This is a genomic window from Spirosoma daeguense (genome assembly GCF_054776875.1).
This window is the reverse complement of sequence record NZ_BAAHBF010000001.1, coordinates 820,190-846,386: the sequence shown is the minus strand read 5'-3', so window position 1 is coordinate 846,386 and position 26,197 is coordinate 820,190. Positions and strand designations below refer to the sequence as shown.

General features: G+C 44.4%; 17 protein-coding genes. 13 read left to right on the top strand and 4 right to left on the bottom strand.

Annotated elements, in window-relative coordinates; genetic code table 11:
* Positions 1-38 precede the first annotated feature (38 nt).
* From ACYVD4_RS03230 to ACYVD4_RS03190, 9 genes are all read left to right on the top strand, one after another.
* Positions 39-1,331, top strand: coding sequence for a serine hydroxymethyltransferase (locus ACYVD4_RS03230; RefSeq protein WP_460942337.1), 1,293 nt, complete (start codon positions 39-41; stop codon positions 1,329-1,331).
* 100 nt (positions 1,332-1,431) lie between these two features.
* Positions 1,432-2,289: a twin-arginine translocase subunit TatC gene (gene tatC / locus ACYVD4_RS03225; protein WP_460942335.1), complete on the top strand. Its 858-nt coding sequence runs from the start codon at positions 1,432-1,434 to the stop codon at positions 2,287-2,289.
* Positions 2,290-2,500: 211 nt separating this feature from the next.
* Positions 2,501-3,016 carry a hypothetical protein gene (locus ACYVD4_RS03220; protein ID WP_460942333.1) on the top strand — a complete coding sequence of 172 codons (516 nt, stop codon included), beginning with the start codon at positions 2,501-2,503 and terminating at the stop codon, positions 3,014-3,016.
* 51 nt (positions 3,017-3,067) lie between these two features.
* Positions 3,068-4,483 carry an ATP-binding cassette domain-containing protein gene (locus ACYVD4_RS03215; RefSeq protein ID WP_460942331.1) on the top strand — a complete coding sequence of 472 codons (1,416 nt, stop codon included), beginning with the start codon at positions 3,068-3,070 and terminating at the stop codon, positions 4,481-4,483.
* Positions 4,484-4,739: 256 nt separating this feature from the next.
* Positions 4,740-6,887 carry a T9SS type B sorting domain-containing protein gene (locus ACYVD4_RS03210; RefSeq protein ID WP_460942329.1) on the top strand — a complete coding sequence of 716 codons (2,148 nt, stop codon included), beginning with the start codon at positions 4,740-4,742 and terminating at the stop codon, positions 6,885-6,887.
* A gap of 83 nt (positions 6,888-6,970) precedes the next feature.
* Positions 6,971-9,421, top strand: coding sequence for an OmpA family protein (locus ACYVD4_RS03205; RefSeq protein ID WP_460942327.1), 2,451 nt, complete (start codon positions 6,971-6,973; stop codon positions 9,419-9,421).
* Between the two features lie 99 nt (positions 9,422-9,520).
* Positions 9,521-10,327 carry a 4-(cytidine 5'-diphospho)-2-C-methyl-D-erythritol kinase gene (ispE, locus tag ACYVD4_RS03200; RefSeq protein ID WP_460942325.1) on the top strand — a complete coding sequence of 269 codons (807 nt, stop codon included), beginning with the start codon at positions 9,521-9,523 and terminating at the stop codon, positions 10,325-10,327.
* 51 nt (positions 10,328-10,378) lie between these two features.
* Positions 10,379-10,987 carry a cytochrome c oxidase subunit 3 gene (locus tag ACYVD4_RS03195; protein ID WP_460942323.1) on the top strand — a complete coding sequence of 203 codons (609 nt, stop codon included), beginning with the start codon at positions 10,379-10,381 and terminating at the stop codon, positions 10,985-10,987.
* A gap of 135 nt (positions 10,988-11,122) precedes the next feature.
* Positions 11,123-13,090: a M1 family metallopeptidase gene (locus tag ACYVD4_RS03190; RefSeq protein ID WP_460942321.1), complete on the top strand. Its 1,968-nt coding sequence runs from the start codon at positions 11,123-11,125 to the stop codon at positions 13,088-13,090.
* 95 nt (positions 13,091-13,185) lie between these two features.
* On the opposite strand, the gene ACYVD4_RS03185 is transcribed toward ACYVD4_RS03190, so the two are convergent.
* The 4 genes from ACYVD4_RS03185 to secA all read right to left on the bottom strand — a co-directional run bounded on the left by ACYVD4_RS03185 (position 13,186) and on the right by secA (position 19,998).
* On the bottom strand, positions 13,186-14,124 hold the full coding sequence (locus ACYVD4_RS03185; RefSeq protein WP_460942319.1) for a 3-oxoacyl-ACP synthase III family protein: 939 nt from the start codon (positions 14,122-14,124) through the stop codon (positions 13,186-13,188).
* Between the two features lie 130 nt (positions 14,125-14,254).
* The gene (locus ACYVD4_RS03180) at positions 14,255-15,385 is read right to left on the bottom strand and encodes a glycosyltransferase (protein WP_460942317.1); all 1,131 of its coding nucleotides are present in this window, start codon (positions 15,383-15,385) and stop codon (positions 14,255-14,257) included.
* Positions 15,382-16,464, bottom strand: coding sequence for a hypothetical protein (locus tag ACYVD4_RS03175; RefSeq protein WP_460942315.1), 1,083 nt, complete (start codon positions 16,462-16,464; stop codon positions 15,382-15,384). Before ACYVD4_RS03175 ends, ACYVD4_RS03180 begins: the two co-directional genes overlap by 4 nt.
* A 141-nt stretch (positions 16,465-16,605) precedes the next feature.
* Positions 16,606-19,998: a preprotein translocase subunit SecA gene (gene secA, locus ACYVD4_RS03170; RefSeq protein ID WP_460942313.1), complete on the bottom strand. Its 3,393-nt coding sequence runs from the start codon at positions 19,996-19,998 to the stop codon at positions 16,606-16,608.
* Positions 19,999-20,205: 207 nt separating this feature from the next.
* On the opposite strand from secA, the gene ACYVD4_RS03165 reads away from it, so the two are divergent.
* From ACYVD4_RS03165 to ACYVD4_RS03150, 4 genes are read left to right on the top strand one after another with little or no spacing between them, the layout of a single operon-like run.
* Complete coding sequence (locus tag ACYVD4_RS03165) at positions 20,206-22,626, top strand: SLBB domain-containing protein (protein WP_460942311.1); 2,421 nt, start codon at positions 20,206-20,208, stop codon at positions 22,624-22,626.
* Between the two features lie 18 nt (positions 22,627-22,644).
* Entirely contained in the window at positions 22,645-23,724 is a 1,080-nt protein-coding gene (locus tag ACYVD4_RS03160; RefSeq protein WP_460942309.1) for a GNVR domain-containing protein, read from the top strand.
* A complete protein-coding gene (locus ACYVD4_RS03155) occupies positions 23,721-24,683 on the top strand; it encodes a GDP-mannose 4,6-dehydratase (RefSeq protein WP_460942307.1) in 963 nt (320 codons plus the stop codon). The genes ACYVD4_RS03160 and ACYVD4_RS03155 overlap by 4 nt, the downstream gene beginning before the upstream one ends.
* A 55-nt stretch (positions 24,684-24,738) precedes the next feature.
* Entirely contained in the window at positions 24,739-26,091 is a 1,353-nt protein-coding gene (locus ACYVD4_RS03150) for a flippase (protein ID WP_460942305.1), read from the top strand.
* Positions 26,092-26,197 lie beyond the last annotated feature (106 nt).

The window sequence follows — 26,197 nt, the reverse complement described above, 5'->3', positions numbered from 1 at the left end:
AATCACCAGATTACCAACATAAAAAACTGCTTGTTCTGATGACAACCGTCACTTCTACCACCCGCGATACGCAGGTGTTTGACCTCATTGCCAAAGAAAAACATCGCCAAGAGTCGGGAATTGAGTTAATAGCTTCCGAAAACTTTGTGTCGCCCGCCGTAATGGAAGCGGCTGGCAGTGTGCTGACCAATAAATATGCTGAAGGTCTGCCCGGCAAACGGTATTATGGCGGTTGCGAAGTTGTTGACCAGATTGAGCAAATTGCTATTGACCGGGCTAAAGAATTATTTGGTGCCAGTTGGGTAAATGTGCAACCACACTCAGGTGCTCAGGCTAATACGGCGGTGTTTCTGGCCTGCCTGCAGCCGGGTGATACCATTCTGGGTTTCAACCTGTCGCACGGTGGTCACCTTACACACGGCTCTCCTGTTAATATCTCGGGAAAATATTTTCGCCCAACGTTCTACGGCGTTGAACAGGAAACGGGTGTTATCAATTACGATGTAGTAGAAGAAACTGCTAAAAAAGAGCGTCCTAAAATGCTCATCTGCGGAGCATCTGCCTACAGCCGTGATTGGGATTATGCCCGCTTGCGTGCCATTGCCGATGAAGTTGGTGCATTGCTGTTGGCCGACGTATCGCACCCGGCAGGACTGATTGCAAAAGGTCTGCTGAACGATCCACTCGCCCACGCACACATTGTAACCACCACTACGCACAAAACGCTACGTGGCTCGCGCGGTGGCATTATCATGATGCGCAATGATTTCGAAAATCCATTCGGTATCAAAACACAGAAAGGCGAAACTCGTTTAATGTCGTCGTTGCTCGATTCTGGTGTATTCCCCGGCACGCAGGGTGGACCGCTGGAACACATTATTGCGGCTAAAGCTGTTGGCTTTGGCGAGGCTTTGAGCGACGATTTTTATGAATATGCTGTTCAGGTGAAAGCCAATGCACAGGCAATGGCAAAAACTTTCCTTGGACTGGGCTATAAAATTATTTCGGGCGGTACCGACAACCACCTGATGCTGATTGATCTACGCTCGAAAGGTTTGACGGGTAAATTAGCCGAAAATACGCTTATTAAGGCAGATATTACCATCAATAAAAACATGGTTCCGTTCGACGATAAGTCGCCGATGGTTACGTCGGGAATGCGTATCGGCTCTGCCGCTATGACGACTCGCGGCCTCAAAGAATCGGACATGGAGCAAGTTGTCGTATATATCGACAAGGTGCTGATGAATCATGACAACGAATCGGTACTCTCGACCGTTAAAGAAGAAATCAACGAGTGGATGAAAGCATTTCCGCTCTATAAAAGTTAATCATTAAAGAGCGAAAGAGTGAAAGAGTGAAAGAGCGTCTACTAAGCCACGACTAATTTCCTCACTCTTTCGCTCTTGTACTCTTTCACTCTTTAAGAAAATGCCACTCGACCAATTAACTGACGAAGAGATTGTAGAAGAAGGGAAAGAAATGTCCTTTCTTGATCATCTGGAAGAACTGCGCTGGCACATTATCCGGGCCGTTGGGTCCATTTTTGTGTTTGCGATTATCGCCTTTATTTTTATCCAGGAAATTTGGCAAACAGTTATCATGGGGCCTAAAAACCCTGATTTCTGGACGTATCGAATGATGTGTAAACTGTCGGAAGTGACAGGATACGCTGATTTGTGTGTAAAAAAGCTGAATTTTGAATTACAGGCGCTTGGGGTATCCGATCAGTTTACAATGGCGCTAACGTCATCGCTTATAATTGGTCTATGTTTCGCATTTCCGTACGCGTTCTGGGAATTGTGGAGTTTCATTAAACCGGGTCTTCGTCAGACCGAACGGAATGCAGCCCGTGGTGCTGTTTTCTATGTATCGATGCTGTTTTTGATGGGCTTGTTTTTTGGCTATTATATTGTTTCGCCACTGGCTATCAATTTTTTAGCTAACTATCAGATTACGCCTGAAATTAAGAACCAATTCGACATTACGTCCTACATCGGTATTCTGGTTACGCTTTCCCTTGGTTGTGCCCTTATGTTTCAGATGCCTATTGTTGCGTTTGTACTTTCGAAAGTTGGGGTGTTAACACCTGCTTTCATGAAAGAATATCGCAAACACGCCTGGATCGTTATTCTGGTTGTTGCGGGTATTATTACGCCATCGCCAGACATCTATAGTCAGGTGCTGGTCGCATTGCCATTAGCAGGTCTTTACGAAATAAGTATTCTGGTATCGCGTTCGATTGAGCGGGCAAAACTGCGCGAACAGCAAGACTTGATGAAATCATAAAATTATCATAAAGTATAAAAGGAGTTATCCCGAATGCTACACCTATTTATAGGCTCAGTATTCGGGATAACTCCTTTTCTGTTGAAAATCAGGTCAAATCGATTTAAAATATCCAATTTTTTTAATCTAAATTAAACAACTTCCTATTAGTTGAGTTATACTATAGAATATCAAGCAAATAGATATTTAGATATTAAAACTTGCTCAACTAATGAAAAAAGTAATCTTATTAGGATCTATGCTAGTAGCTAGCATAGCCTTCAACGCAACTGCCCAAACGACAAATTCGTCAAATCGAGGTAACACAGGTACGACTCAGACACAACCAACAAACACGAATTCGAGTTCGTACCAAACTACGCCAACTACAACACCGGCAAATACAGGCATTAATCAAACGCCTTCTGCACCCGTTAATACAGGTGTTAATCAGCCACCAACCACACCAACTGGCGTGAATACGACCACACCAACTACTACGCCTACTGGGGTGAATCAGCCAACTACAACGCCGGCGAATACCGGCATTAGTCAGCCACCTTCCACTTCAGGCTCGACTTACAGAACGGGTACAAGCTCAATGACATCAACTTCGGGAACTCGTACGATGCCTGATCCAAACCCAACCACACCACCAAGCGATCGGACAAATATGGGTACGACGACAAACAGAAGTAGTAATCCGTCGACACCACCAACAACCCCTACGACTCCGCCAAGAAAGTAGGTCTTAGTTAATGGTGCATAAATACAGATGGGGTTATACCTTTGCGAAGGTATGGCCCCATTTTTTATGACCGACCCCTGGATTTCATTGCATGGATTAACTGTCCGCCGAAGTGGACAAATTGTTTTAAAAGACCTTTATTTTCAACTTAAGCCGGGCGAATGCTGGGCTGTTACGGGGCCAACGGGGAGTGGTAAAACAACGTTTCTACAAACGCTGGCTGGTCAATTTTCGGCTCCTGCAACTTTGCTGACGAGAAGAGGAACAGCCGAATTTGTTTCCTTTAAAGAAGAGTCTTCGCAATTTTCGTATGGAGGTTACTTCTATCAGCAACGCTATCAGGCCACAATGAGCGATAACGCCGGAGATGCCGGTTATCGATCTATTCCAAAACTGCGGGATTTTCTGGGATTTGCTGATACTCTGGAATCAAAAGCACTTATCGACCGATTAGGGTTAACCCCGTTACTGGATCGGTCGTTTCTAAAACTATCGAATGGGCAAACCCGCAAGGCACGCATTGGCAAAGCGTTGTTAAAGCATCCTTCCGTTTTGTTGCTCGACAATCCATTTGTGGGACTAGATGCAGGATTTCGGGCCGAACTAACGAGTTGGTTAGCTGAATTGGTGGAGCATGGGCTGACACTTATGCTGGTAACTGAGTCGGAAGAAATTCCTAAGTTTGCAACTCATGTTGCTACGTTCAGCAAAGGGCGTATTCAGTGGACTGGTCCTCGCAAAACATATTTACCAGCGGAAAATCAGCAAATCTTTGAGACTGTTCCTACCTTGGCGACAAAACCGGCAGTTGCTGATTTTGAAGAGGCTTTTTCACTACGTAACGTAACCGTCCAGTACAGCGATGTCGTTATTCTAAATCAAATTAACTGGACCGTTCGTGCTGGTGAGCGTTGGGCATTGATTGGGCCAAATGGTGCTGGAAAATCAGTATTACTCAGTCTGCTTTATGGCGACCATCCGCAGGCTTACTCTAATAATGTAAGCGTATTTGGCTTCCGACGAGGAAAATCGGGGGAAAGCATCTGGGATGTGAAACGCCGAATCGGTTTTGTTTCGCCTGAACTTCATCTTTACTTTCCGCAGGGATTATTGGCTCGCGAAGTCGCCTTAACTGGCCTGACCGATACGTTAACACCACCCAGGCGTGTATCACCAGATTCAGAAAACGATTTAGCCAGTCTGTTTGCTTACTTTGGCATAAGCGGTCTAACCAACCGTATGTTTGGTACTTTATCGGCAGGTGAGCAGCGGCTGATTCTCTTGATTCGTGCATTTCTGAAAAATGCGCCTGTGCTTTTACTGGATGAACCTTTTCAGGTGATCGATGCGCAACATATCGAGCTTGCACGTCAGTTGATCGATAGCTTTACAAACAAAACGATTCTGTTTGTCACTCACGACCGTCGTGAGCTTCCTTCTAGTATCGCTCATCTGTATTCACTATAGTCTATAGCGTAGCATGTATTTTGGCTAATGATTTTAGCAACATAACGATTACTGTGGCCGCCTTCAAACTTAAATATTTGAGATGAGTTAAAATGTTGGCATAATTTATGAGGAATCTGGCAGACTTTTCTCTCTGGCATCAGAAGGGCCCGTTTAGTTGCTATCTTCCCTTTTTTTAAGGTTACTTTCAGCGAGAAAATAGTAAAAAAAACGCTTGGCATGAAATTCGTCTTATGGGTGGTAGCAAACTTCTCGTATGACGAAACAGCTACTAAATAAATTAATTGGTGGTACTGGATGGTTATTACTGTGGTTACTGGTAGGTCCGGTAGCTAGAGCCGAGGTCCATTCACTGGCCGATACGTGCCAACACCCCGAGCCGCCTGTAATTACAGGTTCGATGAAGGCTATTTGCCGGAACGAATCGGTAAAACTGGTGGCGAGTGGTTGTGCAGGCACTGTTATCTGGTCGAATGGAGAAGTGGGGGACAACATTACGGTTCGACCTCAGCAAACAACCAAATATACTGCAATCTGTAGGGCGAAGCCAGGGTGTATTAGTTGTTTTGCCGATGTATGGCAAGTGACCGTCAATACACCCGATGCACCTGTTATCAAAGCATCTGCTACGTTGATTTGCTCAAACGATGCTGTTACATTAACTGCGTCGAATTGTGCGGGAACAATACGTTGGCAAGACCAAAGCGGGCGTATAAATGCAACAGGGGCTTCATGGACAGGTCCTCTAACCGAAACGACAGTTTTTCGTGCAACCTGCGAACAGAATAATTGCGTTAGTAATCCATCAACGGCTATATCAGTCCAAGTTAGTACACCGACCAAACCCAGTATTACAGCAAGCCAACGCGAAATTTGTGCTGGTCAAAACATACAGATTACGGCTTCGGGATGTCTTGGTACTGTTCGTTGGTCGGACGGCGTAACAGGCCTTGTTCGGAACGTAGCGCCTGTACAGGCAACAACGTATCGTGCTGTTTGTCAAATCGGTACCTGCCATAGCGATAGCTCAGACATAGCCATAGTATCGATACGTTCAATAACTCAGAAACTGAACGTATTAACTGCACTTTCAAATGTTTGCCCTTATCAGACAGCCGATTTGTCGAAAGCCATTCTGTCCACTAATTCTGATATAACACAGTATCGATTTTTACCATCGGCATCACTCACTGCACAACCATTACAGTCGCCGAGTGCTGTAACGGCTGGGACGTATTATCTGGTTGGACGGGATGGAAGAGGCTGTTTTACTGAACCAGTTGCCGTATTGGTAACGATTCAGAGCTGCCAACAGGCCATTCCGCCTTGTTTGAGTAATCCGCCAACGGTGGCGATTCGACCTGATTCAATTAATTGGCAAAAAGGCATTATACAGTTACAGGCGCAGCTAGGTGGTTCGGCGTCGGAAGTTAGCTGGCAGAGCAATGGTGGAGGCTTATTTACGAATTCTGACGTAACAGCGAGGTATCTGGTTTCTGAAACAGACCAGCAGCGAGGTGCTACGTTGTTTACCGTGTCAACCCCCGACCCTGATGGAAGTGGCCCGTGTGTAGGCGCGTCGGCAACCTATACCGTAAGTGCGCCATCGCGTGAGTTAATTGGGTTGAGCAAAAAAATAAGCGAGCCTGTTTGGCTTGTTGAAGGAAATAATCGATTTGTTGAATTGACGTATCAGTTCACCGCCAAAAACTACGGGAAACATACGTTAACCAACATTCGAATTTCCGATGACTTAGATGCCGCTTTTGCAGGAGTAGGTGCTCAGATTCGGTCGATAAACGTGCGGGCCGATAGCGACTTGTTGGTTAATGCTACGTATACAGGTCGTGGTGTCGATACGTTGCTTATAAACAACGGTAGTTTACAGGCTGGTAATCAGGCTTATGCTTGGCTAACGGTTCGGCTCGATGTGCGTCAGGCCAGTACGTTGACGTTCTCGAACAAGGGAGTGGTCAAGGCACTGGATAGTAACGGTAATACTTGCATTGACCAATCTACGAACGGGACAGAAGCCGACCCCGATCAGAATGGCAATCCAACCGATAATGCCGAAGCTACTCAGGTAACTCTCCATTCAGTACGTTCGGAGGAAACCGAAACCGTATTTATTCCCGAAGGATTTTCGCCAAATGACGATGGCATAAACGATTTATTTGTGATTCAGCGCGTACCCGAAGGTGTTACCGTTCAGATGGAAGTGTACAACCGATGGGGGCAACCTGTTTTCCGTAGTGACAATTATAAGAATGATTGGGATGGAAGAATGAATCAGGGCATAAAAGCCGATGATGCTAAACAACACCTTCCCGACGGTACTTATTATTACCAGATACGTCTTAGCGACGGGCGTGAATATGTCCGTTTCCTAACATTGGTACGATAAGTTTTTTAGCAATGAATCTAGGGCAAATTCGTTTGCCGAATGAGTGTTGATGAGTTGCCTCAGGCACGGTTAGCGACATACCAATGAGTAAGAATTTGACAAGGTGGTTTTGGGTAGGATTTCTTTGGCTAAGCTGTTTACCAGCTTGGGCACAGGTCGATTCGCTATTACAGCAGGCCGAACGTATGCTTAATTATAAAGCGTATGGTCGGGCTATAGAAGCTTATTCGCAAATTTTGACCGAGCAGACTGATCAACTGACAAAAATTCAGAAAGCAACTGCGCAGGGTAAACTGGCATACGCTTTTCAGCAGGTTGGCGATGGCACAAAGGCCGAACGTTATTATCGGGAAGCATTGGCTAACGACCTTAGCGAAGACCCACAGCAGATTCTTCAGTTTGCGCAGATTCTGGCTAGTAATGGGAAGTTTCAGGAAGCTCAGAAGCAATACGATCGGTATAATCAGTTAAAAGAAAAACAGCCAGGGCCGCGCTTACCGTTAACGCCAGTTACGGTTGGGCCATCGGGGCGAAAAGAACCCGTGCGGTATCTACTGGAATATCTGGGTCTGAACACATCCAACGAAGAATTTAGTCCGGCCTATTATCGGGATGGATTAGTCTACGTAGCTGGTAAAAAAGGCGGTTCAGCCATCGAAACGACGGGTGGTGGCGGAGGCTCTGGCTATCTGGATCTGTTTTACGTACCGAATCGAAAAGAATTAAAAGTAAAGACGATTATTAATGCTGATGGTAGCATAACTCCGGGGCCGGATAATAATGCTCGATCAGAACGCCGGGTGGGCAGTGATGCTTATAGTCGGCCAACAGCTAACGATTCGCGTACAGTACCAAATTTTGCAGTCGGTATCAACGTATCAGAAGGATTAGGGTATGAAGAACGACCAATAAACCCTGTCGCTCGCTTCAGCAAAACACTCAATACGAAATACCATGAAGGGCCTGCTACGTTCACGGAAGATGGTTCGCAAATCATTTTCACCCGTAATAATTACAATGGCGGAAAGGCAGGTGCCAGCAGTGAAGGCGTTAACAAACTCAAGTTATATACGGCTCGTCAGCAAAATGGCTCTTGGGTCGATATTGTAGAATTACCCTTCAATAGCGATGAATATTCGGTAGGCCATCCAACATTGAGCCGGGATGAACAACTACTTTATTTTGCATCGGATATGCCCGGTGGCTTTGGTGGTACGGATTTATACGTAAGCCGTTTTCAGAATGGACGTTGGAGTCGGCCGGTAAATTTGGGCGAAACGATCAATACAAAAGGAAATGAGCTTTTTCCGTTTGTTGATGAAGCTGGCAATCTCTATTTCTCATCGGATGGTAAAAAGGGCTTAGGAGCTCTGGATATATTTTATGCTACATTGCAAAATGGCGTAACGGTAGGTTCTGTAGAGCATCTTGACGCTCCCATTAACTCGGCGCAGGATGATTTCGGTTTCATAACCGATGGTGGTCGAGGCAGCGGTTATTTTAGCAGCAATCGCAAAGATGGCAATGATGATATCTATCGGTTTGTACGCGAAAGCTCGTTATACGGCTGTCGTGACCTGACGATTCGCGTTTATGATACAAATACTGATTTACCGCTCGATAGCGTCAGCGTTGTCGTGAAAGCACGGGAGGAAGGACGGCAAGACCGGACGCTGACCAGTGATGCAAATGGTTTTGTTCGTATCTGTTTACAGGGCGATAACGCCTTTACGTTTCAGGCAAGTCGGGATGGCTATATTAACAGCATGGTAGGTTTCACTACACGGGCGATGACCGATGACCAACCAAGCCGACTCGAAATTGGGCTTATCAAGCCAACCATTGTGATGGATACCATTCCGGCGGATACGGCCCCAAATGAGCCAACGGCGTTGCTTAACCGCTCACGAATACGGGGTGTAGTTGTTAGCGAACGCGACAAACGACCGATTGAGGGCGTAACGGTACGGCTACGTAATGAATGCGACCGCACGCAGCGAGAATACGTAACAGGAGCAGACGGACGCTATAGTTTCGATATTATTGAAGGGTGCGATTATACACTTGTTGCCTCAAAACCAACTTTTGGAACGAATACCAACAAAATTAAACGTATCTCGAAGAAGGCGAAACCGAAAGAAGTAGCGGCCGATTTGCGAATGCTTAGTGTTGGTGACGTAGTAACAATTGACAATATTTACTACGACCTCGACCGCTTTAGCCTCCGGGCCGATGCTGCCCGCGAACTGGATAAAGTAGTCGCAACAATGCGTAAATATCCTTCGCTGGTTATCGAAATTCGCTCGCATACCGACAGCCGGGGCGACGCCGATCATAACAAGGCGCTCTCGACCCAACGGGCGAAAGCCGTAGCCAATTATCTGGTATCGAAAGGTATCAGCCGCAAACGGATGACTGCCGTTGGTATGGGCGAAACTCAGCTCGTAAATAACTGCACGGATGGCGTTATTTGTACAGAAGCAGAACACCAACGTAATCGGCGAACCGAGTTTAGAGTGGTTGAGATTAAGTAATTTTATGGATAATGATTGATGAATGATATTAAGCTTTGTTACGTTACTCGTTTAACGTAGTACTCCATTATTCATCATTCATTATCCATTCATCATTCTTTGCTTACATTTCCTGCCTGCAAAATCAACCTTGGATTACGTATCACAGAGAAACGTACCGATGGTTTTCATAATCTGCAATCGTGTTTTTATCCAGTTGGCTGGAGCGATGTTCTGGAAGTGATTACTGCCGATACGTTCGGGTTTAGCAGTAGCGGATTAACCATCCCCGGAAATGGCAGTGACAATCTTTGTGTTCGGGCGTATAATCTGCTTCGACGTGATTTCGATTTACCTCCTGTTTTCCTACATCTGCATAAAATTATACCAATAGGAGCAGGGCTTGGTGGCGGTTCGACTGATGCTGCTTTTACGCTTAAATTGCTGAATGAGCGTTTTGGTCTTGCATTAACCATCCCTCAATTGGAAGAGTATGCGCGCAGGCTAGGTAGCGATTGTGCTTTTTTCATTCAGAATCGTCCGATGTACTGTACGGAAAAGGGCGATGTATTTTCTGAAATTTCGGTTGACCTGAGCGGCTATCATATCCTGCTAGTTTATCCTAATATGGCTATTTCAACGGCAGAAGCTTATGCCGGTATACGACCACAACAGCCAACAGAATCACTTTTCGAGCAGTTGCAGATGCCTATTGCTACGTGGCGTAATACAATTCACAATGATTTTGAAGATAGCTTATTTCCAAAATACCCTGTTCTGGAACAGATAAAGGCGCAACTTTATGAAAATGGAGCCATATATGCTAGCATGAGCGGCTCTGGATCAACAGTTTTTGGAATTTTCGACGCACCCATTGCACCGATAAACCAATTTCAGACGTATAGCGTTTGGCAGGGAAAGTTATAATTAACAAGCATACCTATCGATGGACGTAGCACTCCACGACTAACGATCATTATGAGTAACTTCATCACAAAGCGACGGGAGCCATTTCGTTTTATGGTTTGGCTGGGTATTGCCAGTAGTGTGATGCTGTTTACAATGTTGCTAACTGCCTATATTATCCGTCGAGCTGGTTCGGGCTGGGCTGAGATTAAACTTCCGTTTGTTTTTTTGCTTAGTACGCTGGTTATTGTGTTGAGTAGCTTTACGTTAAATGCTGCCCTTTTGTCATTTCGACATGAGCGATTTAGCTTATATCGCACTAACCTGGCTACTACGTTAGTGCTTGGCACGTTATTTATTTTATTGCAAGGCTGGGGCTGGTATCAGATGATTGAGGCTGGTATTAAGCTAGAAGGGAATCCGGCAGGTGGGTTCGTCTATATCATTTCAGGGATTCATCTGTTACATATTCTGATCGGTCTGGTTTTTCTGGTTATTGCACTAGCCGAAGCACTACGTCGTCGGCCTTATATTGATTCGTTTGTCTACAGTGTCAATCCACCGAATCGGCTTAAAATTAGAATGATTGTGCTTTATTGGCACTTTGTCGATATTCTTTGGATAGGGTTATTTATCTTTCTTCTGATTCATCATGGTGTCGATTGGCAACTACGGTGGTGAGATTATCAGATTTCGGCACTTTATAGCGTTATTTGTACTAGATTACGTCGAAGAGAGACGTAACAGAAATCAATCAATAATCTGTTGATTACGACGTAATTACACTTCGTAACGTATCATTCAGTAGTTCTCTTCATGAAAAAAAACATTCTCTGGTTGAGCTTCTTTATGCTCTGTGCCAAGGCTTTTGCCCAAACTAATTCTATTCCTTCCAATTCAAAATACGATCCACTGTCATTGTTTCATCCGTTGTTTAACATGCAACCAGGCAACGACTATCGGACCGGAAGCGGTGCGCCTGGCCCTCGGTATTGGCAAAACCGGTCTGATTATCAAATCGCGGTTACGCTTGACGACCAACAAAAAACAGTATCGGGCGAGGTAACGATTACCTATAAGAACAACTCTCCCGAAACGTTGCCTTATCTCTGGCTCCAACTCGACCAGAATGCCTTTAGCGATACGTCGCGGGCGGCCAAAACAACACCAACCACGGGTGGACGGTTTGGTAACTTAGGTTTCGCAGGTGGTTATACCATTTCGAACGTGCAGATCGATCAGGGGAAAGGTGGGTTTGCCAAAGCAAATTATGAGATTACCGACACCCGTATGCAAATCCGGTTAGCTGCACCTGTGAAAGCTGGTGGTGACGTAGTGAAGGTAAAAATTGCCTACTCCTTTAAGATTCCCGAATACGGTTCTGACCGGATGGGACAGCTTAAACGGAAGGACGGAATCATCTATGAAATTGCGCAATGGTATCCAAGAATGTGCGTTTACGACGACATCGAGGGCTGGAACGTACTGCCTTATCTTGGTGCTGGCGAGTTTTACCTCGATTATGGTGATTACGAATACAGCATTACGACACCTTGGGATCATATTGTGGTTGGTTCCGGCGAACTGCTGAACCCGAACGATGTATTAACTTCTGAGCAGATAAAACGACTGGCACAAGCTCGTCAGAGCGACCAAACGGTTATTATTCGGGGTAAAGATGAAGTGACAGACGCTAATTCTCGCCCGAAAAAATCAGGTACGCTGACCTGGAAATTCCGCTGTCAGAATAGCCGCGATGTTGCGTGGGCATCGTCACGGACGTTTGTTTGGGACGCGGCCAAGATTAACCTGCCAAGTGGTCAGCCATCGCTTGCTCAATCCGTATATCCTGTTGAAAGCGCAACGAATGATTCATGGGGCCGTTCGACGGAGTACGTGAAAGGTTGCGTCGAGTTTTATTCGAAATATTTGTATGAATACAGCTATCCGGTGGCAACCAACGTAGCGGGTGTGGTAGCTGGTATGGAATATCCAGGTATTATTTTCTGCGATCACCGCGATAAAAAAGATGCACTTTGGGGCGTAACAGACCATGAATTCGGACACAACTGGTTCCCGATGATTGTGGGTAATAACGAACGGAAATTCCCCTGGATGGACGAAGGTTTTAATACGTTCATCAACGGCTTATCAACGGCTAGCTTTAACAAAGGTGAGTATAATCGGGAGCGGGGCACCATGCATGATCTGGCACCTGCTTTGTTCTCGCCAGCTGAGCCAATTATGACCATTCCAGACGTTCAGCAGGCGCGGGTTTTGGGTATTCTCGCTTATTTCAAGCCGGGTATTGGGTTAAAACTGCTACGTGACGTAGTACTTGGTCCCGACCGTTTTGATTTTGCCTTTAAAAACTACGTACATCGGTGGGCTTTCAAACATCCAACGCCTTACGATTTCTTCCGGAGCATGGAAGATGGTGCCGGTGAAGATTTAGGCTGGTTCTGGAAAGGCTATTTCTACGAAACCTGGAAACTGGACCAGAGCGTTAAAGACGTAAAATATGTTGATGGCACTCCATCTAATGGCTCGCTTATTTCCATCGAAAATCTTGAAAAAATGGCAATGCCTGTTACGATTGAGGTAACGGAGTCGAACGGGAAAAAGGGACGTATTAATCTGCCGATTGAAGTATGGCAACGTGGCGCAGGCTGGACATTCAAATATAATTCAACGTCTTCACTGAAATCGGTTGTTATTGACCCGGATCAGAAGCTGCCGGATATTAACAGCAAAAACAACGTTTGGCGGGGAGACGCACAGTAAGTTTGGTGAAAAAGTTAAAGGGTTATATAGTTGTAAAGCTGGCTGACGCACTCACGAACTTTACAACTATATAACCCTTTAACTTTTTCACTCTTTTATACTTCTACCAGCATGGCTCCGTAGGAGTAGCCACCACCAAACACGGTGATGACGATACGTTGTCCTTTCTGGAAGTTATCCCACTGTTCAGAAAGCGCAATCGCGCAACCTGCACAGCCCGTATTTCCGTATCGCTGGATGTTCGAAATCAGTTTTTCTTCGGGCAAACCAAGCGTATTCATTACGTTGCGGGAAATGCGCAGATTGGCCTGATGCGGTAATATGTAATCGACATCGGCCAGCGTAAGACCACACCGTTCCAGCGCCTGTAAACTGGCTTTAGGCATATACTGACAAGCATTGATGAACACGTCGCGGCCATGAGGCATCGTAACGCCCCCATCAGCCGGTTTCATCATAACGCCTGTAGTTGCTTTAGGTGTATGCGCAGCTCCTCCTGTCAGTAAAGCTTTAATGGTAAAATCAGCATCGCTTTGCCGCTCTTTCGTGATCAATAGTGCCGCAGCGCCATCGCCCCAAAGGTGTCCCGAAACCGTATCCTGTTCGTTGTAATACAACGTATTGTGCTCCGAAACAATAACTAGAGCCCTACTAGCTTTATTCAGCGCAAAATAACCCTCTACCAATTCAATGGCATTGAGCAACGACGAGCAGGCCGTTGATACCGAAACCACCGGAATATCAGGAATGCCCAGATAATGCTGAGCCTCATGAGCCAGCGAAACGATGGTATCGTAGGGTGTATACGTAGCACCAACGATTAAGTCGATGGTGGAAAGGTCCGCTTTTTCCTGAAGTTTCCGAACAACTTCAAGCGTCATTGTATTTGTATTCTCGCCGGGAGCAGCCTTTCGTCGCTCTACAATACCAGTACGTTCGATAATCCAATCGCTGGATAGACCGTTGAGCTGGGTGAAATGTTCATTGCCAACTACCTGCTCGGGCAGATAATGGCTCACTGCATGTATATACATCAGACCAAATAAATTGGGGCTAACACGAGTATAACCCGAATTAGTACCTAAAGTTAAATCCTTCCGGGAAAACGTAGCATTAAACATTAGAACAATACCAGAATGTATTAGATAAATCTTGTTTAAGGGGCTATTTATTCTTCCGATAGAGTATTTTTTCGTAATACTGAAGCAGTTTCTCTACTTCAGTATTCCAGTTGTATTCTGCTTCTACAGCCTTTCTCCCTCGTTCGCCCATTCGTTTGGCGACTTCTGGATGCTCAATCAAATAGGTGAGCGTATCGGCAAGCCGTTTAGAATCGTATGGAGATATACAGAAACCACATTGATGTCGTTCCACTACGTCTTGATAAAGGGGAAAATCAGACGTAACGACGGGCAACCCCAATGCCATATACTCAAACAGTTTAGTTGGATACGATTCGGGATAATCACCAATAGGTTTTAACAAGGCTAATCCCGCTGTTGCGCCCTTCGCAAGAGGAAGAGCCCTTCGTTGGTCGCTATAACCGTAGAAATGAAAATTATCGCGCACTGTTGTATATTCTGGAATCGCTTCCAAATCTTCGCTGGTAAAGATACGCTGACCAAACAAATGGACTGCTACGTTCGGGAATTTGATTTTCACCAAAGCCATCGCTCGGGTTAATGTATCGAACGCCCGTTCGAAACTAAGCCAGCCGATATAAAAGAAAATAGGCTGTGTCGGATTGGGAGAATAGGGTTCACGAAAAGGTTCCAGAAATGATAATAACGGGTAATTGTAGATTACAGCATAGGGTTTTGCCAGATGTGTATATGTGCTTAGATACCCATGTTCGGTGAAGATGAGATAAAAATGTTTCTGAGCCAGATAATCGAACCATCGAAAAGCTTTTTCCAGAAGAAATCCTCGGTTATGCACTTTCAGATGCATTTTTTTATGTAAATTTTCCTGCACCTCGTAAACTACCTGCGCGCCTAAAATCCTGAATAGATAAGCAAAAGGAATAAGTTCAGGTGTATATATGTGTACGATTCGGGGACGTAGTAAAAGACAACGTAGCAAAACAAGTGGACAGGTAATCAGAATTCGCCAGATAACGTGACGAAAGTAGGGTAGGGGAATAAACCGGATGTTTGGCGCAACTGACGAACTGGCGTTTGGTAAAGCGCAGAATACCTCATAATAATCAGCCAGCGACTGACACTGCTTGAAAACGATACGTGGGTCTTGCGGCTGATGAGCCGTGCTAATGTGCAGAACGCGAATCTTCTTCATTTTATCACGCCTAAGCTACGTAGTTCGGCGTCAATTTTTTGATTCCAGCGTTCCTGTGCAGCCTGATTGATGCTATGGTTCGTTTCATCGTCATACTGCGTTTGCATCCGATTCAATTCCCGGTACGATTCAATGAACTGGTATTGAGCAATGCTGTTATAATCTTCCAGTGTCAGACTATCGGGGCTAAGCTTTTTCTTGAACCGTTCGGTGATGATTTTGGTGATGTCGAAGTGCCGCTGTTCGTGGTTAAGCGCATAAGCGTTTTTTGCATCAGCTCGCCCCCACGACGAATTTTTGAGCATGTATGCTTTGGCTGTTAGATTTAAAACGATAATCCCATTTTTAACCGAGCTTTTTCCTTCATACGCAAAACTGGTAAAAACTTCCGCTGCATAGTGACTACCTCGACGGGGAGCGGCTTTAAAATCGGCCCAGGTAAGTTTACGATTGGGATTGTAATTGACGGTATCATCGTCGGTTATGCGGGAATCGTCCGTAAAAATGACTTGCAATCGCTTGGCCAGCTTCTCATTGCGACCGCTTTCGCGGTTCATATAATCATTAAAACTACGTAGCGAAGCACCTAATGTTTGCCGAATACTGGATTCAATAACGGATGGCTGATTCAACGGGCGCGTATAATTTGTTCCGCCCCGATATTCCATCAGAAACGTAGTGGTTTCTGCTCCTCCATCGTCTTTGCCCAAAAGGTCAAACGTAACATGTAAGGAGAATTTACCTGTTACGCGGTTCCCTACCGCATTTTCGCTAACACGACACTCTTTAATCCGCATCGCGACCGGACGTAGCGATTTGGTTTGATGTAAGCTATGGGTTATAAATTGCTGAAAGCTGATCGCTACGCCCCGTTCCAGATCTACCGGTTGAACGGACTGATTCAGAGTTAGCGCCATTCGGGCAATGGGCCCACGTTCAGAACGTTGGTCTGTAACGGTGGCAATGTAAAATTCTTTAGGAATAAACGGAAGCGTTTCTGAACGAAGCCGGATAGGGTCGGTACTAGAAACAGCCGACAATAATCCAAGGAAAAGTACCGACAGATAAGCTTTTTTCATGCTATCTGATAACGTTTTACCTATGCAAAAAGTGTCTTGAATCAGGTTGCTGCAACGTAAGCTTGCTGGGCAGAGATTTATATGCAAAACGCCCTCCAAATATGCTAATTCAGAGGGCGTTTGATCAGAATAATGTACAACCTATTCGACCAGCATTGCTTTACCGCTCAATAAGTCGTTTTCAACGGTTTTGTATTTAACATCACGTTTTACAGACCCATCGGCGTATTGAACATTGACACGGGCATTACGGTCAACTTTAGCGGCACGTACCGGGGCCTGACGAGGAGGCATTGGTGGAGCGCCCGCACCCATGGCGTTATTTTCGGCCATTCGGCGAGCATATTCTTCCGGTCCCGTAGCTAAATGTTCGTCCGAGAAATCGTCTGCATTTGTCTGAAGCTTCGGCTGTGGTTGCTGCCGTTGTTGGGCTGGTGCCTGACGAATTTCCTGTTCAATTTCCTGCTGTTCCTGAGCCGGAATATCTGCTTTGGTCAGGAAGCTTATGGTATCGAAATTTACTTTATTCAGGAACCGCTTGAACAGTTCTACCGACTCAAACTTATAGACCAGCAACGGATCTTTCTGCTCGAATACAGCATTCTGAACCGACTGTTTCAGATCGTCCATTTCGCGGAGGTGCTCTTTCCACTCCTGATCGATAACTGACAACGTAACGGCTTTCTCCATTTCTGTAACGATTTCGCGAGCACCTGTATCAACCGATTTCTGCAAATCCGAAACAACCGTTAATTCATGTATGCCGTCCGAGAATGGCACAACGATATTTTTGATCTGATGCCCTTGTTCATGCAAAACCTGTGTCAGGACCGGCAACGCTTTTTCAGCAATGGCGTTATTCTTTTCCTGATAATGTGCTTCTGCTTCTTCGTATAAACTACGAATAAGATCTGGCTTTTTCAGGCGATTGAAGTCACTATCGGATAGTTGAGGGGAGAAGCCTAGTGTGGTCAGCAACTGAAGTTTTATGCCTTCATAATTACCTTCGGCGTTGTTGACCGTTTCTTCCACTACGTCATACATCGTATTGGCAATGTCTAACGGCAGACGGTCGCCAAACAAAGCGTTACGTCGACGTTTGTAGATCGCTTCACGCTGATAGTTCATTACGTCATCATATTCCAGCAGGCGTTTTCGAATGCCGAAGTTATTTTCTTCGACTTTCTTCTGCGCACGCTCAATTGATTTGGTAATCATTGAGTGCTGAATTACTTCACCTTCTTCAAGGCCCATACGGTCCATCACCTTCGCGATACGTTCAGAACCAAACAATCGCATCAGGCTATCCTCGAGCGACACGAAGAATTGCGACGTACCGGGGTCACCCTGACGTCCTGCACGACCTCGTAACTGCCGGTCGACCCGGCGCGATTCATGTCGTTCTGTACCGATGATGGCCAGACCACCAGCCGTTTTTGATTCTGGAGTCAGTTTGATATCGGTACCACGACCCGCCATGTTTGTGGCAATGGTAACCGTGCCCGGGAACCCTGCCGATGCTACAATCTCAGCTTCGCGCTGGTGGTATTTTGCGTTCAGAACCTGGTGCTGAATTTTACGTAGCGTGAGCAAACGGCTCAGCAATTCAGAGTTTTCGACCGACGTAGTACCAACAAGGACTGGCCGCCCTTTTTCGACAAGGCTTGTAATCTCTTCAACTACAGCATTGTATTTTTCACGTACCGACCGATATACTTTGTCTTCTTCGTCTTTCCGGCTAATGCTACGGTTCGTAGGAATCACCACTACGTCCATTTTGTAAATTTGCCAGAACTCCGACGCTTCAGTTTCGGCAGTACCTGTCATACCAGCCCGTTTGTGGTACATCCGGAAATAGTTCTGAAGCGTAACGGTGGCGTAGGTTTGTGTAGCATCTTCAACCTTTACGTTCTCTTTCGCTTCAACAGCCTGGTGCAAGCCATCCGACCACCGGCGACCATCCATGATCCGGCCAGTTTGCTCATCGACGATTTTTACTTTTCCGTCCATGATAACATACTCGGTGTCGCGCTCGAAGAGACAGTACGCTTTCAACAACTGGTTAACGGTATTGATACGTTGTGTTTTAACCGCGTAATCCCGGATTACTGCTTCTTTATGAAGAATTTTTTCCTGTTCTGAAAAATCTCCATCCTTATCGATAGCGTTCAGGTCGATCGAAAGATCAGGTAAGATGAAGAAGTTTGGATCTTCGCCAGAGCCTGTGATGTAATCGATACCTTTCTCAGTTAGATCAATACCGTTATGCCGCTCATCAATCGTGAAGTATAGTGGAGCATCGGCTTCCGGCATCAATTTCTGGTTTTCGGCCAGATAGATTGCTTCGGTTTTCTGAAGAAGCGCCTTATTTCCTGTTTCGCTCAGAAACTTAATCAGCGGTTTGTGTTTTGGTAAACCACGATGCGCCCGGAATAATGACAATCCCCCTTCTTTTTCATCACCAGCCGCAATTTTACGTTTGGCGTCATTCAGATAATCGTAAACCAGTTTCCGTTGGGCTTCAACTACTCGGGAAACACGCGGTTTTAATTCGATATAATCCTGCTCATCACCACGTGGTACGGGACCGCTAATAATGAGCGGTGTCCGGGCATCATCAATCAAAACCGAATCGACCTCATCGACCATGGCGTAATGGTGCTTACGTTGCACCAGCTCACCTGTTTCGCGGGCCATATTGTCACGCAGATAGTCAAACCCAAATTCATTATTTGTACCGTATGTAATATCGGCTAGGTAGGCGAGTTTGCGTTGTTCCGAATTAGGCTGGTGCTTATCAATACAATCGACACGCATACCGTGAAATTCGAACAGTGGGCCCATCCATTCGGAGTCACGTTTAGCCAGATAATCGTTAACCGTTACAATGTGTACGCCTTGACCGGCCAGGCCATTCAAGAATGCAGGGAACGTAGCAACCAAGGTTTTCCCTTCACCAGTAGCCATTTCGGCAATTTTACCCTGGTGTAAAACAACGCCACCGATAATCTGAACATCATAATGAACCATTGCCCATTTGATTGGGCTACCTGCGGCATCCCACTGGTTGGCCCAATGTGCCTGATCACCCTCAATTACTACGCTTTTCTTACGGGCTGCCAATTCACGGTCGAAGTCGTTTGCTGTAACCGTAAGTTGTTCGTTTTCGGTGAATCGGCGGGCTGTTTCCTTTACTACGGCAAAAGCCTTAGGTAGAATTTCGAGCAGAACTCGCTCTAATTCTGTGTTACGTTGAGTTTCGAGTTTATCGACCTGATTAAAAATCTGCTCTTTCTCGTTCACATCCACGTCAGGATGGCTGGCGTGCTCGCGAAGTTCGGTGAGCTGGTTATCAATATCGGCCAATTCGTCAGCGATTTGTGCTTTTAGCTGAGCTGAAAATTGCCGCAACTCATCGTTCGAAATATCTTTCAAACGAACGAATTCGGCATTAACCAGCTCCACATAAGGCAGAAGTTCTTTGATATCCCGCTGCGATTTGGTTCCAAAAAGTTTAGCTATGAGATTAATCATAATGTCTTTAGTCAATGGTCGTCAGTCATAACTGACAGGTTTTTAGTTGTTCTTTTGACAGACGATTGAGAATAGTTCCCTGCAAATTTAGTGCTTTCGTGTGGGACTACAACGTAAGAACCTCTTTGTCGAAGTTCCTTATTATAAGGGAACAATCTTTAAAAGGAATCTATTACTTTTGCAGTTCAAATTTTGGCCCAATAGCCAATGTTCACGTTGATTAAAGACAAATTGTCATCTTTCAATAACAAAATCAAACTCTCTTCTCTTGTTTTTCTGCTGTTGTTCCTGACAGGAACGCATCAGGTAATGGCTCAGCAACCTCGTTCGCGGGTAGATCAGTTGAGCGATGAAGATATAGTTAATTTTTATAAGAGAGCACAGGCGAGTGGTTTGAGTGAAATGCAAATCGAGCAGGCTGCTATGTCGCAGGGATATACGCTCGATGATATAGCAAAGATGCGGAAGAGGATTAGTGCTATTCGTATGCAAGTGTCTGGCTCTCAGAGTCAAACACAGCCGAATACGAGCACGGGACGTACGCTGCCATCTGATCTTTCGCAACGGGTTGATTCGCTGCCAATAACGGCAAAACGCGATACAAGCCGAGGTTTAAAAGTATTCGGTGCTTCTTTATTTGAGAATGCCAATATGTCATTCGAGCCTAACTTACGGATTGCTACGCCCCGTAACTACATAGTAGGGCCAGACGACGAAATAAGAGTTGATATAGCGGGAGCAGCCACTGGAGAATTTCAATTAAAAGTTAGCCCCGATGGAACTGTAAAAGTTCCGAATCTGTCGCCCATTTTTATTTCTGGACTTACAATAGAGCAGGCTGAGCGTCGAATTATTGAACGTTTACGGCAAGGCGGCTACCAAACACTTGGAAAGCCTGGAAGTGAAACCAGTGCCAACGTAACACTTACAAATATTCGGAGTATTCGTGTTACGCTTGTTGGCGAGGTTGTTCGGCCAGGAACGTATACGATCTCATCGTTAGGTTCTGCTTTTAATGCGTTATATCTGGCTGGAGGACCGAATCCTGAAACAGGCTCGTTTCGGAAAATAAATGTTATTCGTGCCAATCGTGTCATTCGCACCATAGATCTGTATGATTACATACTGAGAGCAGACCAGCGTGATAATATTCGTTTACAGGATCAGGATGTGATACGTGTTGCCGACTACGATACTCGGGTTGAATTAAACGGGCAAGTACGTCGACCAGCTATTTTTGAAGTATTACCTGGTGAAACGCTAAAAACGTTATTAGCATTTGCAGGCGGCTTTGCCGACGATGCTTATCGTGCTTCTATTACCTTACGGCGTAACACAAGCAGAGAGCGTCGTATCGTTACCATTACTGAAGATCAGATTTCGGCATTTTTGCCCCAGCGTGGAGATAAATATTTTGTTGGAAAAATACTTGAACGTTACGAAAACCGGGTGCAGATTAGCGGAGCTGTTATGCGACCAGGCGATTATGCGTTAGAGCCGGGTCTTGAAACCGTTCGTCAACTCATTGACCGGGCTGAGGGTGTGCGCAAGGATGCGTTTATGAGTAGAGCCAATATTACGCGCGAACGTCCCGATATGGACCGGGAAAATATATCCTTCGATCTGGGTAAACTCATGCGGGGTGAGATTCAGGATATCCCTTTGATGCGTCAGGATAGCCTGTCAATTTTATCGATTCAAAATTTGCGGGAAGCCTACCATGTTATTATAGAGGGTGCTGTTAACAAGCCAGATACGGTTGATTTTCTCTCGAATATGAGCGTGGCTGATCTGGTTGCCCGTGCAGGAGGTTTTAAAGAAGGTGCTAAACCAAATCTAATTGAAGTGGCCCGGCGTATACGTCAGGATTCTGCAGGTATTAGGTCTACTACGTTGGAGATGTATCGATTTGCTGTTGATCGTAATCTGGAAATAAGCCCTTTAGAATCATCTCCTGATTCAAAGGATAGCTTGGGTAGGGCTACTGCATTCAGACTACAGCCTTTCGATATTGTTTATGTTCGGACTTCTCCTAATTATGAAGCACAAAAACATATATATGTTGCTGGAGAGGTAATGCAGCCCGGGAACTATGCAATTTCGAATCGACAGGAACGTATTAGTGATGTTATTCAGCGTGCTGGTGGACTAAAACCTGGCGCTTATATGCCCGGTGCTCAATACAGGCGATTAGGGCAGATCGTTGGAAGTGATCTGAAAAACATTCTTGATAAACCAGATTCTGAAGAGAATTTATTGGTTAATGATAACGACACACTCTTTATTCCTCGTCGGTCAGAAGTAATTTCGGTGCAGGGGGCAGTTCTAAACCCATCATCTGTTAGCTATAAAGCCGATTACACCTTCGATGACTATATATCTGAGGCAGGTGGCTTTACCGACAATGCTCGGAAAAATAAAGGGTATATCATTTATCCTAACGGACGGAAGGACCGGACTCATCGCTTTCTTTTTATTACGTCCAGACCAAAAGTAGAGCCAGGTTCAACGATGGTTATTCCGTTTAAACCTCTGGATGGTAACCGCTTGAGCGCATCTGAGCGGATTGGTATTATGTCTTTATTAGCAACGGTATCAATTGCCCTTGTTAATGTCCTGCTTCGCTAATGACTTTCTGCATAGTTTATGTCTGTTTCTGAAAACAAAAAGGAAATTGCTGACGCGCGAGAATTAGAAATTCGACTGGAAGATTTGCTGAATTTCCTCAAAAAAAATCTACGACGAATACTGATCGGGGTTATAGTCGGGATGTTTCTAGGGGGAATATATGCATTCACAAAACCCAATCTGTATAAAGCTACAGTGACGCTCATGCCTGAAATACAGAATCGGGGGGCTGGTGGTTTAAGTGGAATAGGCTCTCTGGCAGGTATGGCGGGGTTAAACATAGATAATTTGGGAACTCAGGATGCTGTTCGTCCTGACCTGTATCCAAATGTTATTAAAAGTATTCCATTTGCCCTGGATCTGTTAAAGCAGAAGGTCTATTCTAAGAATTTTAAGGCGCAGATGACATTGCAGGAGTTCCTGACTAAAACTGCAGGCTGGAGTTTTGCTTCCTTATTGGGCAATATTTTTGCTGGCAAAGGAGACGATTCCGAAGTAGCGCCAAATAAAACAGTAGGAACGCTTGAATTAACTAAAGAGCAGGATGTACTCGTTAAATCGGTACTTGCTAGTATAGACCCTGCTTATGATAAGAAAACAAGCATGTTAACATTAACGGCTATCGAAACAGACCCTATCGTTGCTGCTAATGTTTCGCGTCTGGCAATGGACTATCTTACTAATTATGTAACGGCATATCGAACGGAAAAATCACGTCGTCAGGTTAGCTTTTTGCAACAAAGGGTCGATGAAGCAAAAAACCGCTATCAGGCAGCAGAATATGCGATCTCTAATTATCGTGATCGAAATAGAAGCTTATTTTTAGAGACAGCTAAAATTACCGAACAACGGTTACAGGCCGATTATTTACTAGAGCAGACCGTATATAACGAATTATCAAAACAACTGGAGCAAGCCAAAATAAAAGTACAGGAAGAAACTCCTGTTTTTAAAATTCTCGAACCCCCAACGATTCCATTACGTAAAAGCTCGCCAAGCCGAACCTTGATTGTATTGATTGGCGGTTTTTTGGGAGCCATCGTGTCTGTAGTTATCGCTTTAATACGGACAAAACATAACCTAATTCGATTTGTATGAAGAAGGCTTTAATCTGTGGAATCTCAGGGCAAGATGGAGCTTATCTGGCTAAATTATTGGTCGATAAAGGATACCATGTTTATGGGGGCTCGCGTGACGCACAGGTATCTTCTTTTAAGAACCTTAATCGACTAGGAATTCGGGAGCAGATTGAACTAATATCAGTAAGTATCAATGATTTTCGGAGTGTGTTGCAAACACTCTTAAAAATAAAGCCGGATGAAATTTATAATCTGGCTGGGCAAAGTTCAGTAGGCTTATCTTTCGAGCAACCTGTTGAAACCCTCGAAAGTATTAGTCACGGTACACTTAACCTTTTAGAAGCTATTCGTTTTAGTAACCTTCCAGTAAGGTTCTATAGTGCGGGTTCCAGTGAATGCTTTGGCGACACGGGCAAAGCAGCAGCCAATGAAGAAACTCCATTTCGGCCAAGAAGCCCATACGGTGTTGCTAAAGCAGCAGCGTTCTGGCAGGTTGCTAATTATAGGGAAGCCTATCAACTGCATGCCAGTACAGGAATTTTATTCAATCATGAATCGCCTTTACGGCCAGAGCGATTTGTAACCCAGAAAATTGTAGCTGCAGCTTGTCGAATTGCTAAGGGTAGTGCCGAAGTATTGACCTTGGGAAACATCGACATAGCTCGCGATTGGGGCTGGGCTCCGGATTATGTGGAAGCTATGTGGCTTATGCTTCAACAGGAAAAAGCAGACGACTACGTTATTGCTACAGGCGAAACTCACAAGCTAAGTGATTTTATACGGGTTGTATTTGAGGCTGTTGGATTAAATTGGATAGATCATATTCAGATTAATAAGGCGCTTTTTCGCCCTACCGATATTGCTGAAAGTTTTGCTGATCCGTCTAAAGCACATGAACAGTTAGGATGGGTTGCGACATACGATGTTATAAAAATAGCAGAGGCAATGGTAGAAGAATACTTAAGTTTTGCGAATTAGTTGTCAGTCAATAAGATGATAAATAAAATTCAAAGGTTTATTTAGAGCTAATAGCATGAAAAACCTCTCGAATTTCGTTCTTAAAACAAAGGATTACTGGGCTAAATTTTCTTTCCGAAAATCTATTTTTAGCGTAGGATGGCTATTTTTTGATAAAATATTTCGAACAGGTACAGGAATGATTGTAGGCATATGGCTTGCACGTTATCTTGGCCCCGTTGAATATGGCCTATATAATTATGTAAATGTATTCCCGCTTATTTTGGCGCCATTAGCCTCTTTGGGCGTTAATAATATTTTAGTTAGTGATATCCCTGTTCAAGATAGTGGCACAGTAGATAGATTAATAAGGACAACTATTAGTTTAAAATTATTAGCAGGTTTTACAGCTTTTATTTTAGTGGTAATAGTCAGTTCAATAATACATATTTCTGATTCTAACTTAATAGTATTAACAGCCATATCATCGACTACTCTTATTGTTCAGGGTTTTGATGTAATTGATATTTATTTTCAAAGTATTCATAAAATACATTTCAGCATTATTGCAAAGATTGCCACGTTTGCCGTAGCCACATTAGTAAGAGTATATGGATTGTGGAGCCATTTTGAATTGGAATTTTTTATTATAGTATCGGTCATTGAAACTGCAACTGGATACTTAGCAATTTACTGGATTTACATTTCACAAAAAGGCCATTCTCTATTTGATCTTTTATTCGATAGGCCCATTATTTCTCGACTGCTCAATTTAACTTGGCCATTGATGCTGGCTGAGTTTTTTATTTTTATCTATACACGTATAGACCAAATCATGCTCAAGCATTTAGCTGGTAATCAGGAATTAGGTATCTATGGTGCAGCTTTACGTTTATCAGAAGCATGGTATTTTATTGCTGGTGCTCTTACAACAGCGTTTTATCCAAGTATAATAATATTACGTAAGCAGGATTACAACGCTTACCTTGGTCGTTATCAAAAACTCCTAAATATACTAGCAGTAGCAGGTATAAGCATTGCAATTATCTTTAGTGTTTTTTCCCATGAAATTGTTGATTTACTTTATGGAAATAAATATAAAAGTGTTGGCCTGATATTAAGTATACATATTTGGACAGGCGTTTTTGTATTTATGGCAGTGGGAACTAATAATTGGTTTGTAGTGGAAAATATGCAACGGTTTCTTCTTGGTCGTACAGCTGTGGGAGCACTAATAAATATCCTATTAAACTTCTATTTGATACCAGCTTATGGAGCATTAGGAGCGTCTGTTGCAACACTTCTTGCTCAGGTTTTTGCTGCCTATTTAACCAATGGTATTTATAGTCGAACAAAAGAAGTTTTTCAGTTACAAACCAAGGCGTTGTTTTTCTTTCCTCGCTTATTATTTTCGATGTTTGTTAGATAGATTGACTCACTACTACCGTATTAAAAATCGATGATTGTGAGTCAGACGTATATACTAAGTTAACTTTCCCGTAATAAATACGGTTGAAATAACGACAATACGTGTT